The sequence below is a fragment of the Bacillus sp. 22446 genome (genome assembly GCF_052044955.1).
GTDB lineage: Bacteria > Bacillota > Bacilli > Bacillales > Bacillaceae > Bacillus > Bacillus altitudinis.
Window position 1 is genome coordinate 224,206 of record NZ_JBQEOD010000003.1, and the last position, 17,698, is coordinate 241,903.

Here is a 17,698-nt window from a genome sequence, read left to right on the forward strand (position 1 = left end):
GATGAAGAAAGTATTGGTAACTGGGGGAAGTGGATTTATAGGGTCTCATACGGTAGAGGCTTTATTAGAGAAAGGTTATGAGCCCATCGTTCTTGATAACTTTTCAACTGGATCGAAGGAAAATATTGCTCATCTTTCCGTACAATGCATTGAAGCAGATGTCACAAAATCAGAAACGGTCGATTTGATCAAACACATTGCACCAGATTATATCATTCATCTTGCAGCCCAAGTGAGTGTAGCCGTTTCGGTTCAACATTTCGTCTACGACGAAGAGGTCAATATTAAAGGTTCGCTGCATGTGATCAAAGCAGCGGCTGAAGCCGGGGTGGAGAAAGTGGTGTTTGCCTCATCGGCAGCAGTTTATGGAGACCCAGTCTATCTGCCGGTCGACACAGCTCATCCACTGCAGCCTGGTTCACCTTATGGCTTGTCAAAACTGACAGTTGAACGATACTTACACATGGCAAAATCACTCTATGATGTGGACTATTGTATTATGCGGTACAGCAATGTATATGGTCCGCGCCAAGACGCACGTGGTGAAGGCGGTGTTGTCTCAATTTTTTCTGATAAGTTTGCAAAGCATGAGGCACCTTTCATCTTCGGAAACGGGGAACAAACAAGAGATTTCATCTATGTAGGCGATCTAGCCGCAGCGAATGTTGCAGCTTTAACCGCTCAATCAAACGTTTGTTTAAATATCTCATGTGGTCATTCCATCACTGTGAATGAGCTGTTTCAAACGATGAAGCGAGTCACGAGATCAGATCTTGAACCGATTTATAAGCCGCAGCGTGCAGGAGATATTGTGCATAGTACATTGGCAAATGAGGAAACGAAACAAGTCTTAGCATGGGAGCCTGTTGTGACTTTACAAGAAGGTTTGGCTCGTACCATTTCCTACTATGAACAGGAAGTAAAGGCTTAATCCCTCAAATCGGATGGGTTGCTTAGGAGGAAAATAGGTATGAGTGTGAAACAAACAGCATGGCAAATCATGATCGGATGTATGTTATTAGCAGCGGGTATAGGGCTTGTACAAATGGCATCCGCACAGCCTATCGGGTTAAAGAAGATGGTGGTCATTCCGGTTTTACTTGTGGTGCTCATGGCGGCTGCTATATGTATGAAGCTCTACATGAATGGTGAACACATATTCATGTCAGCCATTTACCTTTTAATTGCATTAACATTTCTCAATAATGCTTTTTTCTCTATTAGTGTTGGGTTCTTTAGTCTCTTTCTCTACCGCATCATGCTCTTGGCTGTCTTTGCTTTATTCATATGGCGGATGAGAGACAAAGGAACGTACATATCCCAGTGGCAGCAAATTCGTGTTAAAGGCATTCTTGGTTTTTTCGCTGCATGGTTTCTTTACGGACTCATCTCACTGCTTTGGGCTCATTCGGTCACAGACGGCCTGAAATATATGTCTCTTCTTGCGATGGGAATGGGTTTTGTCTTTCTTGTGGTCATGTACATTCAGCGAATGGATCAGATCGTGACTTTTTATAGTATTTGGCTAGTCATGACTGTATTTGTGATGGGAATCGGGTTCTATAATCACTTGACCTTGAATCATTTACCGAATACCTCATTATATCTTGGACCAGCGTACAAACAGCACTATCCTACGGCTGTCTTCTTTAACCAAAATGACTTTGCGACGTTTTTATCTATTAGCTTTTTCTTATATGTGGCGTGCATGCGCCAAATGAAAAATGGTTATATCAAAGCGTTCGGATTACTAGGAGCCATCTTAGCGCTGTATCTTATTTTGTTAACAGAATCGCGCGCCAGCTTGCTTGGCATATTAGCTGGAGCGGCAATCTATGTATGGCTACTGATGCCTCGCTTTTTAAAAAAGTGGTCTATCATGGCAGCAGGCGGGCTTGGATTCATCTGTATCGCCATTTTTTCAGCCAAAATCTATTCTGTCTTTTATGACTTGTTTCTCGCTTCTCAGGTCGCTCATTCTTTTAGCGAACCACTTCCGTCCAACATTGCCCGGGCGAATTTAATCAAAAACGCCTGGCATTTCTTTACGAATTCATATGGATTCGGGGTTGGAGCGGGCAATGTGTCTTATTACTTAGCTCACTTTTCTATCTTTGATACAGATCAGGTCGTGGAAGTTCACAATTGGTTGCTAGAGGTGATGACGAATTTTGGGTTTGCCGTCATGCTAGGTTATATCTCAGTGTATGCCTATCTCATGTTCTCACTGTACAAACAATACCAATTGGCTGACACGAGATCAGCCAAGATGATCATTGAAGGTCTATTTGCTGCCATGCTGAGCTTTCTCGTCTCAAGTATCAGTCCGAGTTCGGTCTCGAATTTATATTTCCACTGGGTGTTTCTAGGTCTGGTGATCGCAGCGGTCAATATCATGAAAAATAAACAGCGCTTCAAGCCGTGGGCAAACGTGTGATGCTGAGTTTGTATGGCTACACTAGTGAAAAAGCAAATACGTCAATGTTGGGAGAATGAGCATGTCTGGTTTTATGTTAAGAATAGGGAAGCGAATGAAAAAATATATCGTCTGGCTTGTGCTGTTGCCTGTCGCATTAGCTGCTTTTGGTTTCTTTTTTGCCAAGGGGACAGTAGAACAGTCTAGTTACACAGCTGCTGTGATCTTGACGCTTGGGAAATATGACGACGGTGTGTATAACAATATGGAAGAAGTGACATCTCTATTAAAAAGTGATGCATTTCTGAATCAAGCACTCCGGGATGTAAAGGAAGAAGAAAGGCAGGATGTGAAAAATCGTTTGATTCTCACTAACCAGTCCGATACACAATTGCAGTTGTCGTTTACAGATGCTGATCAAGCTCGAGCTTTGGCGGTAGTGAAACAAGTGTCAGATACATTTTTAAAGCAGGACAAAGCCTTATTTACGAAAAGACAGCAAGTCATTGAAAGAAGACTATCCGCTCTTGAAGATGAATCTGTCAGCAATGACTCCAAAGTCGATAAAGAACGATTTTTATATGAATTGGAATCGACAAAGCTGGGTATGAAGCAGGCAAAGATTGTCGATCCTGCCCAAGTGCTTGATGAAGGGAACAAAGGGATGTCAGCGAAAAAACGAGCACTGCTTGGACTTGTCATTGGCCTTAGCATCTCGCTTATGTTTGTGGTGTTACCTGAAGTGTTCAAAGAATCTTAATGATGAACTGGAGATGAGTCTTAGGTGAACAATCAACCGTTAGTATCAATTATTACACCGGCGTATAATGCGGAACGTTATTTAACGGATACAGTTCATTCCGTCCTTGCCCAAACTTATTCCAACTGGGAGCTGATCATTGCAGATGATTGCTCAACAGATGGCACAAGGAAGCTGTTAGGGGAATTAAGTCAGACGGACGACAGAATCAACGTCATTTATTTAGAGGAAAACGGAGGAGCCGCTATTGCTAGAAACACAGCCATCAAACAGGCGAAAGGCCGCTTTATCGCTTTTTTAGATAGCGATGATATGTGGAAACAGACAAAGCTCGAAAAGCAGGTCGAGTTTATGTTAGAAAATGATCATGCCTTTACTTTCACGGCATATGACATCATTTCAGAAAATGGAGAGCCGTTACAAAAAACCGTCACAGCGCCGGCTCAGTTGAACTACAATGAAGCTTTAAAAAATACGATTATCGGCTGTTTGACGGTGATGCTCGATCTTCAACAGGTAGGACATGTGGAAATGCCAAACATTCGAACAAGGCAGGACTTAGCCACATGGCTCTCTATTTTAAAAAAAGGATTTACTGCCTATGGAATGAGTGAGCCGCTCAGTGAATATCGGATCGTGGGAAACTCGATTTCTAGTAACAAGTGGAAAGCAGCGAAAAAAACATGGTTTGTCTATAGAGAAATTGAGCAGCTTCATTTTGTGAAAGCATCTTGGTGTTTTATGCACTATGCCACAAATGCTGTCAAAAAGCGCTTATAAACAGAAGGGAAAAAAGGTGATAAAGGTGAAAGCAGAGTCGATCATACATGTGATTGTCGCAACGGGAGAATGGGGACACGATGGCCTAAGGTACAGACGGCATCGACTGGCGGAATTTCTTGCATCTGATCCAGAAACGAAAGAGGTCATCTGGGTATGCCCATCTTCCACTCGTCATTCAACTCCCTTTCAGCCTATAACGGATCGAATGAAGCAAATGACCATTCCTGATGTGCTCAAGAGCAAGTTTTTTCGCTTTGGCCGTTATCGAGATATGTTTTATTTTCATAAATTATCTCCTCTTCTTGAGCATTTACGTCAAGAAGAAAAGCAGGGCATAGCCGTCTGTTTATGGTATACGTTTCCGGGATTTCCGCTCTTATCCTCTTTATTTGAATGGAAACATATTGTGTATGATTGCAGTGACCTGTGGGGAGAGCCCATCAGCGGAAAAAACAACATTCTCTCTTATATGAGACAGCGAGTCATTGTAAAAGCAGAAAACCGCATTATTAAATATGCACACAGCATTACGTGCTCTTCACAATACTTACATGATCAAATCAAAAAAAGGCTCATGGGTGAACCGAAAGATGTCTTTACAGTAGAAAATGGCGTCGAGTATGATGTGTTTGCAAAAAGCAACCTCCCTAGCAGGGAAGATGTGCTAGAGGGAAGAAAGGGAACGGTTCTTGGCTTTATAGGTGGGATCAAGCCGAAGCTCGATTTTGACATGATCGTTCAAGCTGCTCGCATGCAGCCAGATTGGACATTTTTATTTGTCGGTCCGGATGGAACGAATGGAGATCCATCTTTTCAGCATGCACTCAAACTGCCCAATGTCATATGGACAGGAGCAGTCGCACCAGAAGAAGTGCCTGCTTATATGAAATTAATTGATGTAGGGATGATGCCATACAAACAGTCTCCTTACAATCAAGCGGTTTTTCCGCTCAAGCTGTATGAATTTTTAGCTGCCGGAATCCCAGTTGTTGGTTTAAATCTTCCATCAACGGAAAGGCTAAAAGAGAATGATGTGTATGAATATGTAGAGGGCGAAGATCCAGCTCTCTTCGTCGAAGCCTGCCAGAAAGTGATCAGTAAAAAAGATGACATGACATGCAGACATCTAAGACAAAGCCGGGCAATGAAAAAAGATTGGCACGCACTGTTCACAAACATGGTGGAATTAACGAATATTAAAGAAAACGCATAATTCATTCAGGATTGTGCGTTTTTATTTGTTTCTTCTTCTTAGGGGGAGCTTGTGATCATCCTATATTCAATTGTATAATGGAAAGAGCGGCCAATATACAAAATACAGATTTCAATTTAGAAGGAGACTGACCTATGGATTACGAACGCGCCTTATTAGCGTTTTTTGTCTCTCTGGCTACAGTTTTAATTGTGACACCAATCGTCAAAAAGTTTGCAATTAAGATTGGTGCAGTGGACCAGCCGAATAAACGAAAAGTTCATGATAGAGTAATGCCTCGAATGGGCGGTTTGGCGATTTTTATTGGGGTAGCGGCTGGAGCACTAGCAGGCGGGCTGTTTCTACATAATAAAATTACAGCTATATCAGTTGGCGCTGTACTCATCGTCATTTTAGGTATATTTGATGATAAATATAATTTAAGTGCAAAATTTAAATTTCTTGTGCAAGTCCTCGTTGCTTGCTTAATCGTGAGCACGGGCTTAAAAATGGACTTTTTCTCTGTTCCTTTCTTAACAGATCGACTGGAGTTAGGATGGATGGCATATCCCCTGACTGTACTATGGATTGTTGGGATTACAAATGCGATCAATTTAATTGACGGATTAGATGGACTGGCTGCCGGAATTTCGGTTATCGGTTTAACCACGATTGCCGTCATGGCATTTTCTGCGGACAAGATCCTGATTCTTTCGTTATCTCTTGTCGTCATTGGCAGTACCATCGGTTTTCTTTTTTATAACTTCCATCCAGCAAAAATATTTATGGGTGATACAGGGTCGTTATTTTTAGGCTATATGATCTCGGTCCTGTCACTTTTAGGATTGTACAAAAGTGTTACTTTGTTTAGTGTTGTTGTCCCTGTAATTATTTTAGGTGTGCCTATTTTTGATACGACCTTTGCGATCATCAGACGAATATTGAATAAACAGCCTATCTCAGCACCTGACAAATCACACATCCATCATCGACTGATGGCCTTTGGCTTATCACATCGAATGGCAGTGATTGTGATTTACATGATTGGCCTAGTCTTCAGCTTAAGCGCGATTTTGCTGACAAGTGCCACCATTTGGCTGTCATTGATCATCATCTTTTTACTGGTCATGTTTATGCAAGTTATTGCTGAAGTCACTGGATTAGTGAACGAAGAGTTTAAACCATTTACGAAATTCTACAAACGTATGGTCAAAAGACAATAAAAAACAGCCCGTTCCTCGGAAGGCGGGCTGTTTTTATTATTGTCCTGTTGTATTGCTCGAAGGAGTCGTGGTATCAGTTGTTCCTGTTTCACCAGAGGCTGGATTTGTTTGTGAATCTGTTTCAGATGATGACTCAGCAGGAAGCTTTAAATGTGTCCTTAACTCATTTTGCACCTCAGCCAAGTTGGTTTGATCTGGCTCAAAGAAGTATGTTCGATTTGGTCCTAGATAAAGGTCTGATCCTTTAATAGATAATGTTTCAGTATCGTCTCCTTTGAAACCACTGTAAATTTGCTGTAGAGCAAGTCCTTCTGTGATGCGGAAGTTGGTTGTTATATGATCACTTACTTCTTTTGCAATATTATCCACGTTTGCAATGTTATGAGGTTTCGCCATTTGATCAATCATGGCACGTAAGATTTGTTTCTGACGATCGTTACGCCCGAAATCACCACGTGGATCTTGTTTTCTCATTCGCGCGTAAGCAAGTGCCTCTTCCCCGTTTAAATGCATATTCCCTTTTTTAAAGTAAATCTTTTTCGATTTTTTGACGTCACTTTTTTCATTGAAGTCAAATGGAACGTCTATATCGATTCCCCCAACTTCATCAATGACATCCTTAAAACCGTCAAAGTCCACTGTTGCATATTTGTCAATTGGGATATGCAAGAATTGTTCGACAGTTTCAATCGTTTCGTCTTTACCGCCTTTAGCAAATGCCGCATTGATCTTTACTTTATTTCCCGTTGTGTCACTAGCAAGCTGTACTCGTGTGTCACGGGGGATACTGACCATTTTCATCGTTTTATCCTGAGGATTAATCGTTGCGACGATGAGTGAATCTGAACGGCCGTGATCACCATTTGTGGCGTAATCCTCTATGCCAACAAATAGGACAGAGAAAGGTTTTTTCTTTATATCAATGACAGCATCACGGAGTTTCGATTTCTCCCCGCGCTCTAATTCATCATAAGTTTTGTCAGCAGCTTGGAGTGTATTCACAATCTTATAAACTGCAAATCCGCCCATGCAGATAAAGAGAAGCAAAAATAAGACCAGAATCCGTTTGAAAATCTTTTTCTTCTTACTCTTTTTCTTTCGTACACGCACTTTTACTCGTTGTGCCATTCATCTGTCTCCTTTATCGGACCAACGTCCTTTTCTAAATAAATCAATTCGCCTTCTTTAGTAACACTCTTTCCATTAGTCAACTCAGTCATCCATTCAATGAACTGCTCTTTTTGTGTTTCTTCTACATACGTTTCAAAAATCACATCTTCTGCATAATGGATGTCTTTTAGCTGAAAAGATGAGACTCTAAGCTCATTCTCTACCTTTCCAAGCCATGTATAATCTATTGTTGTGTGCATCGTACGCATTAAACAGCGTTCTACCATACCAACATGATTAATTGCTTCAGACACAGATTTTCCGTACGCGCGAATTAATCCACCGGCACCTAGCTTAATACCGCCGAAATAACGAGTGACGACAACAACTGTATCTTTCAGCTTGCGTTTTTTTAGCACTTCAAGCATTGGTACCCCTGCCGTACCACTTGGTTCACCATCATCATTTGCTTTTTGAATCAGATCATGTTCACCGATCAAATAGGCGGAACAATTATGAGTGGCGTTCCAATGTTGTTTTTTTATGGATTGTATAAAGGTTTGTGCTTCTTCTTCTGAGACAGCACGTTGTATATGACAAATAAAACGTGATTTTTCAATGACGATCTCATGCTCGCCACGGCTTTTTACTGTGAGATAGCGGTTCAGCAAAAGACATACCCTCCTGACAAGCAAATTGTAAGGCTAGAGAAAATTTGCATTGGTTTTAGAATTTTACAGCGTATTTTGTTATGATGATAGGAGCGGAAAAAGGGTCGTCATAAAAATTTCATGATTTATACGCATTCTTTCATTATAATTCGACATAAAATGCAGATCAATGACATTTATAATAAAAAAAGATGACATCACTGTTACGGGAGGTAAAAGCCATGACAACACCTAAAATGGATCCGAAGTTATTGGATTCAATCATCATGAAAATGCTAAGTACAGTTGATGGCAGTAAGGACGAAGTATTTAGAATCGGCGAACAGTCCCGTCAACAATATGAAAGCCTAGTAGAAGAGCTCAAGCAAATTAAACAGCAAGTCAACGAAGTCATTGATTTTGGGGATAAACTAGAAGTACATACGAGACATGCTAGAAATCGTTTATCTGAAGTCAGCAGAAACTTCAACAAATTCAGCGAAGAAGAAATACGAGAAGCCTATGAAAAAGCACATAACCTGCAAGTAGAATTGACCATGATCCAGCAGCGCGAAAAACAGCTGAGGGAAAGAAGAGATGATCTCGAAAGACGATTGTTAAGCTTACAAGACGTCATTGAACGTTCAGAAACGCTTGTGAGCCAGATCACGGTCGTCCTCAACTACTTGAACCAAGATTTACGTCAGGTCGGTGTTTTACTTGAAGATGCTCAGGCAAAACAAGATTTTGGACTAAGAATTATTGAAGCCCAGGAAGAAGAGCGCAAAAGGGTATCACGAGAAATCCATGATGGACCTGCTCAGATGCTGGCAAACGTGATGATGCGTTCAGAACTAATAGAACGGATTTTTAGAGACCGTGGAACAGAAGAAGGCTTTAAAGAAATTAGAAGTCTAAGACAGAATGTGCGAAATGCACTGTACGAAGTGAGAAGAATCATTTATGATTTAAGACCAATGGCTTTAGATGATTTGGGTCTCATTCCGACACTGCGAAAATACTTAAACACAATTGAAGAATATGATGGAAAAACCAAAATTACGTTCCAGTGCTTAGGTGATACTGAAAGCGAAAGAATTGCTTCTCAATTTGAAGTGGCACTATTTAGACTAGCTCAAGAAGCTGTCACAAATTCTTTAAAGCATTCTGAAGCTGAAGAAATCTCTGTGAAGGTTGAAGTGACGAAAGACTTTGTCACCTTAATTATCAAAGACGATGGAAAAGGCTTTGATATGAAGGATGTTAAAACAAATAAAAACAAATCCTTTGGGTTACTTGGTATGAAAGAGCGCGTAGACTTACTAGAAGGTAAAATGACCATAGACTCAAAAATAGGTCTAGGGACATTCATCATGATTAGAGTACCGTTAACATTACAAAATAAAATTGTAAAATAGAGACAAAAGACATATTGACCATAAAGTTCAGGTGTAGAACAATAAACATGGGGAGGCGTAGCTTGTGACTAAAGTAAATATTGTAATTATCGATGACCACCAATTATTCCGTGAAGGTGTCAAACGGATTTTAGATTTTGAACCTACTTTTGAAGTAGTTGCAGAAGGAGACGACGGTGACGAAGCTGCACGTATCGTAGAACACTATCATCCGGATGTTGTCATTATGGACATTAATATGCCGAATGTAAATGGTGTGGAGGCTACAAAACAGCTAGTAGAGCTTTATCCCGAATCAAAAGTCATTATCCTATCTATTCATGACGATGAAAACTATGTGACACATGCATTGAAAACAGGAGCAAGAGGCTACTTGTTAAAAGAAATGGATGCAGATACCCTCATTGAAGCAGTAAAAGTAGTAGCTGACGGAGGCTCTTATTTACATCCGAAAGTCACTCATAACTTAGTAAATGAATTCCGACGCTTAGCAACAAGCGGCGTTTCAGCACATCCACAGCACGAGGTATATCCTGAAATTCGCAGACCACTTCATATCTTAACAAGACGTGAATGTGAAGTTCTTCAAATGTTAGCTGACGGAAAGAGCAACAGAGGTATTGGTGAGTCGCTCTTTATTAGTGAGAAAACAGTCAAAAACCACGTGAGTAACATTTTGCAAAAAATGAATGTAAATGACCGTACTCAAGCTGTTGTTGTAGCAATTAAAAACGGCTGGGTAGAAATGAGATAATGTTCCGGACAAGTACTCCTTTTTCGCCTGTTTTTAGTTCTCTCACATTCAAGTTAGAGAGCAATGATAGGCAGGTAAGGAGTCTTTTTCGGATATAGCGGGCTTGCCTATTGATTAGGCAAGCTTTTTTGATTAGTATTATAAATCTAGTGAAAAACAATGATCATTCTTTTTTAAAAAGCAACTTAACGGATAAGGAAGGTATTTAAGAATGAAAATAGCCGTTGTAACAGACAGTACTGCTTATATACCACAAGAACTACGTGATAAACATCATATTCATATGATCCCTCTGAATGTCATCTTTGGTACTGAAACATACCGTGAAGAAGTAGAAATGGATTGGAAGACATATTATGAAGAAGTCAAGAAACATAAAGATCTTCCAACAACCTCTCAGCCTGCTTTCGGTGAACTTATAGAATTATATGAAAAACTTAGCGAAACATATGATGCTGTGATTAGTATACATCTGTCAAGCGGAATTAGTGGAACATACAATAGTGCGGCCTCAGCAAATGAACTAGTTGACGGAATCGACATTTATCCGTTTGATACAGAGACTAGCTGTATGGCGCAAGGTTTTTATGTGTTAGAAGCTGCTGAAAAAATCCAAGATGGTGCTTCTCCAGAAGAAGTGATTTCCCATCTCAATTATCTGAAAGAAAATCAAAGAGCTTATTTTATGGTAGACGATTTAACTCATTTACAACGAGGCGGCAGATTAAATGGTGCTCAGGCTTTTATTGGAAGCCTCTTAAAGGTAAAGCCTATCTTGCATTTTGACAACAAGCTAATTGTCCCTTTTGAGAAGATTCGTACACGCAAAAAAGCCATTTCACGTATTTTTGAATTATTTGATGAAGATGCATCACGTGGTGTTCCAATGAGAGCAACTCTGATACATGGTAATAGAGAAGAAGAAGCAGATGAATTAATTGCGCACTTATTAGAAAAGTATCCTCATGTTGAATTTTATAAAAGCTACTTTGGTGCCGTGATTGGCACTCATCTAGGCGAAGGCTCTTTAGCACTTGGCTGGATCATCAGATAGATATCAAAATCCCCTTTTCTCATGGAAAAGGGGATTTGTTTTTCTATTTTTACAATTAGACGAAAGGCCTTCTCTTTGTACATAATGGGTCAACATGAATGGAAAGGTAGTGCGTGAAATTGAATCTGGAAAAAGCAATGGAACTCAGTCACAAGCTACAATCAAGGCACCTTCTTCCTGTTGAATGTCAATGTACACAGTCCGAATTGGAGTGGCTGGAGAATCAAGGATTTATCCATAGAACACCTGCAGTCGATAGGGTGGCGAGTGGTTTGATCTGCTGCCGGTGCGGTGTATCAAACAAGCGCTACTTTGCCCTCTCTCCGTGTGAAACATGTAAAAAAGACTGTGTATACTGTAGATCCTGCATCATGCTGGGAAAAGTAAGCGAATGTGGCTTTCTCTACGAATGGACGGGTCCACAAAAGAAAGAAACAAGACAAGTTGAATTAACATGGCAGGGAGAGCTTTCTAAAGGGCAAAAGAGAGCGTCCGATAGGCTAGTAGAAGCAATCCAAAACAAATTTGATCTGCTCGTTTGGGCTGTTTGTGGTGCGGGGAAAACGGAGGTGCTTTTTCATGGAATAAAATATGCGCTAAATAACGGAATGAGTGTTTGTATTGCGACGCCTAGAACCGATGTTGTACTTGAGCTTGAACCTCGAATGAGAAAGGCATTTCAAGGACTGAATATAGCTGCACTTTATGGCGGGAGTTCTCAAAGATTTCAAATGGCGCCGCTTATGATCGCTACAACCCATCAGCTAATGAGATATAAAAACGCCTTTGATGTCCTCATTGTAGACGAAGTCGATGCTTTTCCTTATTCAATCGATGAACGGCTTCAGTTTGCTGTTTTAAAGTCAATGAAAAAAACAGGAGTTAGAATTTACTTAAGTGCCACACCATCTAAAAAAATGCAAAAAGATGTTGCTCGTAGACAATTAGAAGCGATCAAAATTCCTCTGCGCTTCCACCAAAAACCGTTACCTGTCCCAACATTTCAATGGGTTGGAGATTGGAAAAAGAGATTAAAAAGAAATCGGCTTCCAGCATCTACAATGAACTGGCTGCATGAACATATCACAAAGAAAAAAAGAGTGTTACTCTTTGTTCCTTCTATTTCTACTATGAAGAAGGTAACTCATATTCTTCAAGGTCAAGATGTAAATGTACAGGGTGTTTCTGCGGATGATCAAGAAAGGAAGCAAAAAGTCCAGCATTTCAGAGATCATAGATACGATGTATTGGTTACAACAACTATTCTAGAAAGAGGCGTTACCATTCAAGATGTTCAAGTGGGCGTCTTAGGTGCGGAATCTCCTATTTTTACAGAAAGTGCACTTGTTCAAATTTCTGGTAGAGCAGGGAGACATCCAGATTTTTTTAACGGAGACGTGTACTTTTTTCATTTTGGTTTAACGAGAAGTATGAAACAAGCAAAGAAACATATCGTAAAAATGAATAATACAGCTGAAAAAGAGTTTTCTGAAAAATAGTGTGGGTTCAACTAAATCATGGTACATTATATTCACAAAACACAAATGGCAGGAGAGACAAAATATGCTACTCAATGCAAAAGAAATACTACTTAAAGAAATTCTCTATCAATATCTCAACCAATTAAACATGATTTGTCATTGTGAAAAATGTATAGAAGATGTATTAGCCATTTCTCTAAATCAAGTGAAACCGCAATATATAACAGATATCGATAAAATATCCTACAGTAAATCCGAGATGGTGGATAAACAGAAGAATACGGCGATGCTCGTCATTCTGACAGAAGCAGCTTCAACGGTCACTACATATCCAAGGTGCGAAAATCATTTGTCGTTGAACAAAGAAAAGCATTGATTTGTCCAATTTGTGAGAGCCATTTTGTGGCTGCTTTTACATGGAAATCATTCCTACTATTAAATGAAGATCGTTTATGTGTAGCATGTAAGAACCACCTCATGAAGATTCAAGGTCCTACTTGTCCCAAATGCGGAAGAGCGCAATCAAATGATCAATTGTGTCATGATTGTTCAAGGTGGAATAAACGACGGGATTTTGCTGAGATTCTTGTAATGAATCGGTCTGTTTATGCTTACAACGACTTTATGAAAGATGTTCTAGCTCGATTTAAATTTCGAGGTGATACGGCTTTAGCTGATCTATTTAAAAAAGATGTACAGTCAGCGTTTAAACGTTCTTTTTCAATCAAAGAACCGGTGCTTGTCCCAATTCCTTTGAGTAAAGAGAGATTAAAGGAAAGAGGATTCAATCAGTCAATGATGCTTGCTTCCATGATTGGCGGACCTATATTGGAGCCACTTATAAAAGTACATCAAAGGAAGCAGTCTAAGAAAAGAAAAAATGAACGTTTACATCAACAGAAGTTGTTTCAATTAAGGCAGGCAAACCCGATCGTTCTAAAGGATATCATATTAATCGATGATATTTATACAACTGGGGCGACAGTCTATCATGCAGCAAAAATTTTAAAAGACGCAGGCGCCAAAAGTGTTTCCTCTTTTACGTTGATTCGTAGTTAAAAATCATGACAATCAACCGATATTAAGAAAAGAAAATAACGTAAGGGGTTTTGGTTATGAATCAATTGGCAAACTGTCCACAATGTAATCAGTTATTTTTAAAAACCACCATCCAAACGGTTTGTAACAAATGCTTTGAAGAAGAAGAACGTTCTTTTGATATCGTTTATAAATTCTTGCGTAAGCAAAGTAATAGACAATCAACCATTGCTGAAATAGTAGACGCAACAGAAGTTGATGAAGAATTAATCCTGAAATTTATCCGTTTGAAAAGACTTCAAATTAGTCAATTCCCTAATATCAATTATCCTTGTGAAAGATGCGGCCAACCGATCAGGAAAAACAAGCTGTGTAGCCATTGTGAAAAGGATATAAAGACGCAAATCAGCCAAATGGACCAAGAAGAAGAGCGTAAAAGGGAGATTGAATCTAGGAAAAAAGACACCTATTATGCCATTAATCCTAAAAACGACTGATTCCCTAAACTAAGTTGCAGTTTGGTCGATAAAATGGATAGAATCAAGACAGACTGTAACGGAAAGCGAGAGGAATCCCGTGAAAATTAATCGATATGGAACACAACCAGTAAATCCTTACAAGAAAACATATGAGAAACAAACGTTGCAATCGAATCAAGCAAAATCAACTGACAAAGTCGAAATTTCTAAAAAGGCAATCGAAATGCAAAAGGTGCCGAATATCATGAAAGAACGTCAAGATAAAATAGACCAAATTAAAAAAAGCATTGAAGCCGGAACATATCAAGTAGATACCAAAGGCATTGCAGATAAAATGTTGAATTTTTATAAACAACAATAACAAAAGGGAGTAGCGTGAATGTCAGTAAAAATAATGATTGAAGAACTGCACCGTCTCTACGGATTACATGAACAGCTTCTAAAGCTGTCTAAGAATAAAACAGAAATGCTGAAAAATAATGAGATCGATGCTCTTTCAGAGGTTCTGAACCTTGAGCAAAAATATATTCAGGCCATTTCACAATTAGAAGAAAAGCGGATTGAAGCAGCAGTTCAATTTTTACAAAGTGATCAATCGCCGACAATCACCGCATGTATCGAAAAAGCTACAGGAACGGATCAAGAAGAGCTTATTTCGTTATATGAGAAGCTGAATGACATCATGGTGGAACTGAAAGATGTAAACGAACTGAACAAACAGCTTATTCAGCAGTCACTTCAATTTATTTCACTGACATTCGATCTTGTGAATCCTAACAAAGAAAATATGAATTACGGACAAAATGGTCTTGAGAGTTCAAAGCCTAAACAGCATAGGGCTTTGTTTGATTCAAAGGCGTAAACAAGGAGGATATCTATGGGTTCTACATTCATGGGACTAGAAACGGCAAAAAGAGGAATCACAGCCCAGCGTGCAGGGCTTTATGTCACATCAAACAACGTATCCAATGCAAATACTGATGGCTATTCAAGACAGAGAGTTACCTTTAAAGCAGAGAATCCTTACCCAGTGATTTCTGTTTATGATGGCAAGACATATGGCCAAATGGGGACAGGTGTCCAAGTTGGAACTGTTGAAAGAATTCGAGACAGCTTTTTAGATCTTCAGTATAGAGATCATAACAATAACTTGTCTTATTATGCGACGAAGTCTGATGCTCTTTCACAAATGGAAGGAGTGATGAATGATTTAACAGATGAAGGCTTGAATAGAGCCTTTGATAATCTCTGGAAATCATTACAAGTCTTATCAGAATCGAAAAATGCTGATACTGCTTCAGCCCGTACAGTTGTTAAGACAAGTGCTCAGGCTTTAGTAGATCAATTCCGCCTGCTAAATTCTTCTTTAACAACGATACAAAAGAATTTAAAAACTGAACTCGATTCAACGGCAAAAAATGTGAACACCCTATTAACTCAAATTGATGAAGTGAATAAACAGATTGCAACCGTTGAGCCAAATGGTTATCTTCCCAATGATCTTTATGATACGCGCGACGCTCTTATAGATCAGCTTTCCTCACTTGTTGATATTAAAGTGAGCTACAACCCTTCTGGAGGAAATGCTCTGGAAATTGCTGAAGGAACCGTTAACATCGACATTATCGGTGCTAATGGACAATCTGCTGGAACGATTTTAAATGGCATTACTAATGAAAAATCTGAATTGCAACTTTCCTATGATAATACGACAGGACTTGTTAACTCACTCCAATTTGGAACGACAACCATCGCAGCTGATCAATTACAAGTGAATGGTAAAGTAAAAGCACTTGTTGAGGCGTATGGCTACATGTCTAATGGAGATGAAAAAGGCATGTACCCGGATATGCTTGCTGAGCTGGATGAAGTAGCAAAAGTATTTATGGATGCTTTTAACGATGTCCATAAGCAAGGGTACACGTTAAATGGCACAAACGGACAAGACTTTTTCGATATCGAGAATAACAATGATTTGAATAAAGGTTTGGCAGCCCGTATCAAGGTGAGTGACTTGATTTTAGCATCAACAGATAACATTGCTGCATCTCTTAATCAAACGCAAGGTGATGGTTCGAATGCTACGCAATTAGCCAATATTCAAAATTTAAAGCTTGCAATCGGCGGCAATACCACAACGATTCAGGATTACTATCAGAATGTCATTGCCGAAATGGGGATACAAGCTAAAAAGAACATGACCCTTGAAAGCAGTTCAGCAGCTCTTGTGAATTCAGCCAATGAACGCAGGATGTCAACTAGTGCTGTATCTCTTGATGAAGAAATGACGAACATGATCCAATTTCAGCATGCGTATAATGCAGCTGCAAGAATTATGACGATGCAAGACGAAGTATTAGATAAAATAATAAACGGCATGGGTGTCGTAGGAAGGTAGGGTAACTGATGCGAGTCACGCAAAGTATGATTTCTCAAAATTCACTTCGAAATATTAGTAAAAGTTATGAAAAACTCTCTAAAATTAATGAGCAGGCACAGTCTGGAAAACGTTTCACAAAAACGTCTGATGATCCTGTGGCAGCAGTGAAAAGTCTTCAGTATAGTACAGCCATGTTTCGAAATGAGCAATACCAAACTAATTTAAATGAGGCACGAAACTGGATTGATACATCTGAAACAAGTGTCACTGAAATCATTGATATCATGTCAAATATACGAGATAAAGTACTCGATGCGGCCAATGGAACAAAACAGCCAGAAGATTTAGCTGCTATCGGAGTGGAAATTGGTCAGATGAAGAATCAAATCATTGATGCAATGAACACGCAGATGTTAGGTAAGTTTGTTTTTAATGGGACGAATACAAATGTTAAACCAGTTGTAGAGAATGCAGATGGTACATTTACATTTAACTTTGAAAACTATACAGATGCTAACGTTGTTCAATCGAACATTTCTGATGGAATCACATTAAATGTGAATTCAAATCCTCTTTCAGCTTTTGGTGGGCAATCTGCCAGTGGTCAAAATGTCATTGAAATGCTGACTGATTTAGAAAACTCATTAAAAAATGGAACGTTTACAAATTCTGATGATGCATTAGGAAATATCGATCAGTTTAAAGAAGTGATGAGTGCTGAGCGTTCAGACCTTGGGGCTAGATCTAATCGTATCGACTTAGTCGGAAGCCGTTTGACTTCGCAATTTGAAGTGCTGAAAAAGGCTAAATCAGATGCTGAAGATGTAGAAAGTGAAAAAGCCATCCTTGATCTTCTTCAACAAGAGACTGTGAATAGAGCTGCTCTAGCGACGACAGCTAAAGTGATTCAGCCATCCCTTGTCGATTTCTTAAGATAAGAAAAAGCATCCGTTGGGTGCT

At 39.5% G+C, this 17,698-nt stretch carries 19 protein-coding genes and 1 pseudogene; 18 read left to right on the plus strand and 2 right to left on the minus strand.

What is annotated here, in order from left to right; all coding sequences use genetic code 11:
• Position 1: 1 nt before the first annotated feature.
• The 6 genes from ACTJJD_RS08425 to ACTJJD_RS08450 all read left to right on the plus strand — a co-directional run bounded on the left by ACTJJD_RS08425 (position 2) and on the right by ACTJJD_RS08450 (position 6,374).
• Positions 2-931, plus strand: coding sequence for an NAD-dependent epimerase/dehydratase family protein (locus tag ACTJJD_RS08425; protein WP_224558745.1), 930 nt, complete (start codon positions 2-4; stop codon positions 929-931).
• 39 nt (positions 932-970) lie between these two features.
• Positions 971-2,437, plus strand: coding sequence for a teichuronic acid biosynthesis protein TuaE (gene tuaE, locus ACTJJD_RS08430; protein WP_224558744.1), 1,467 nt, complete (start codon positions 971-973; stop codon positions 2,435-2,437).
• 61 nt (positions 2,438-2,498) lie between these two features.
• A complete protein-coding gene (gene tuaF, locus ACTJJD_RS08435) occupies positions 2,499-3,176 on the plus strand; it encodes a teichuronic acid biosynthesis protein TuaF (protein ID WP_440608294.1) in 678 nt (225 codons plus the stop codon).
• A 24-nt stretch (positions 3,177-3,200) separates the two neighbouring features.
• Entirely contained in the window at positions 3,201-3,956 is a 756-nt protein-coding gene (gene tuaG / locus ACTJJD_RS08440) for a teichuronic acid biosynthesis protein TuaG (protein ID WP_440608295.1), read from the plus strand.
• On the plus strand, positions 3,925-5,172 hold the full coding sequence (gene tuaH / locus ACTJJD_RS08445) for a teichuronic acid biosynthesis protein TuaH (protein WP_440608296.1): 1,248 nt from the start codon (positions 3,925-3,927) through the stop codon (positions 5,170-5,172). Before tuaG ends, tuaH begins: the two co-directional genes overlap by 32 nt.
• Positions 5,173-5,306: 134 nt before the next feature.
• Positions 5,307-6,374, plus strand: a complete 1,068-nt coding sequence (locus tag ACTJJD_RS08450) for a glycosyltransferase family 4 protein (RefSeq protein WP_007499956.1) — start codon at positions 5,307-5,309, stop codon at positions 6,372-6,374.
• Positions 6,375-6,410: 36 nt separating this feature from the next.
• Here the strand turns inward: ACTJJD_RS08450 and ACTJJD_RS08455 are convergent, their stop codons facing one another.
• Positions 6,411-7,502: an LCP family protein gene (locus tag ACTJJD_RS08455; RefSeq protein WP_025208065.1), complete on the minus strand. Its 1,092-nt coding sequence runs from the start codon at positions 7,500-7,502 to the stop codon at positions 6,411-6,413.
• A complete protein-coding gene (locus ACTJJD_RS08460; RefSeq protein WP_268450045.1) occupies positions 7,487-8,155 on the minus strand; it encodes a YigZ family protein in 669 nt (222 codons plus the stop codon). Before ACTJJD_RS08460 ends, ACTJJD_RS08455 begins: the two co-directional genes overlap by 16 nt.
• A 221-nt stretch (positions 8,156-8,376) precedes the next feature.
• Between ACTJJD_RS08460 and ACTJJD_RS08465 the strand changes: the two genes are divergently transcribed.
• The 12 genes and pseudogenes from ACTJJD_RS08465 to flgL all read left to right on the plus strand — a co-directional run bounded on the left by ACTJJD_RS08465 (position 8,377) and on the right by flgL (position 17,676).
• A complete protein-coding gene (locus ACTJJD_RS08465; RefSeq protein ID WP_003213166.1) occupies positions 8,377-9,552 on the plus strand; it encodes a sensor histidine kinase in 1,176 nt (391 codons plus the stop codon).
• 64 nt (positions 9,553-9,616) lie between these two features.
• Entirely contained in the window at positions 9,617-10,306 is a 690-nt protein-coding gene (gene degU / locus ACTJJD_RS08470; RefSeq protein ID WP_008348273.1) for a two-component system response regulator DegU, read from the plus strand.
• 211 nt (positions 10,307-10,517) lie between these two features.
• Positions 10,518-11,360 (plus strand): DegV family protein, encoded by an 843-nt coding sequence (locus ACTJJD_RS08475; protein WP_440608297.1) that lies wholly within the window; start codon positions 10,518-10,520, stop codon positions 11,358-11,360.
• 119 nt (positions 11,361-11,479) lie between these two features.
• Positions 11,480-12,859, plus strand: a complete 1,380-nt coding sequence (locus ACTJJD_RS08480) for a DEAD/DEAH box helicase (RefSeq protein WP_157774431.1) — start codon at positions 11,480-11,482, stop codon at positions 12,857-12,859.
• A gap of 64 nt (positions 12,860-12,923) precedes the next feature.
• A complete protein-coding gene (locus tag ACTJJD_RS08485) occupies positions 12,924-13,217 on the plus strand; it encodes a late competence development ComFB family protein (RefSeq protein ID WP_099496873.1) in 294 nt (97 codons plus the stop codon).
• A pseudogene (locus ACTJJD_RS08490) lies at positions 13,178-13,381 on the plus strand (hypothetical protein); the annotation flags it as partial. The gene ACTJJD_RS08485 and the pseudogene ACTJJD_RS08490, both read left to right, overlap by 40 nt.
• A 51-nt stretch (positions 13,382-13,432) precedes the next feature.
• Entirely contained in the window at positions 13,433-13,900 is a 468-nt protein-coding gene (locus ACTJJD_RS08495) for a ComF family protein (protein WP_017357863.1), read from the plus strand.
• Between the two features lie 56 nt (positions 13,901-13,956).
• Complete coding sequence (locus ACTJJD_RS08500) at positions 13,957-14,376, plus strand: TIGR03826 family flagellar region protein (protein WP_017357864.1); 420 nt, start codon at positions 13,957-13,959, stop codon at positions 14,374-14,376.
• A gap of 79 nt (positions 14,377-14,455) precedes the next feature.
• Complete coding sequence (gene flgM, locus ACTJJD_RS08505; RefSeq protein WP_003213252.1) at positions 14,456-14,719, plus strand: flagellar biosynthesis anti-sigma factor FlgM; 264 nt, start codon at positions 14,456-14,458, stop codon at positions 14,717-14,719.
• Between the two features lie 18 nt (positions 14,720-14,737).
• Entirely contained in the window at positions 14,738-15,220 is a 483-nt protein-coding gene (locus ACTJJD_RS08510; RefSeq protein WP_007499977.1) for a flagellar protein FlgN, read from the plus strand.
• 15 nt (positions 15,221-15,235) lie between these two features.
• Positions 15,236-16,756: a flagellar hook-associated protein FlgK gene (gene flgK, locus ACTJJD_RS08515; protein WP_440608298.1), complete on the plus strand. Its 1,521-nt coding sequence runs from the start codon at positions 15,236-15,238 to the stop codon at positions 16,754-16,756.
• Positions 16,757-16,764: 8 nt separating this feature from the next.
• Positions 16,765-17,676 (plus strand): flagellar hook-associated protein FlgL, encoded by a 912-nt coding sequence (flgL, locus tag ACTJJD_RS08520; protein ID WP_008348257.1) that lies wholly within the window; start codon positions 16,765-16,767, stop codon positions 17,674-17,676.
• Positions 17,677-17,698: the final 22 nt, after the last annotated feature.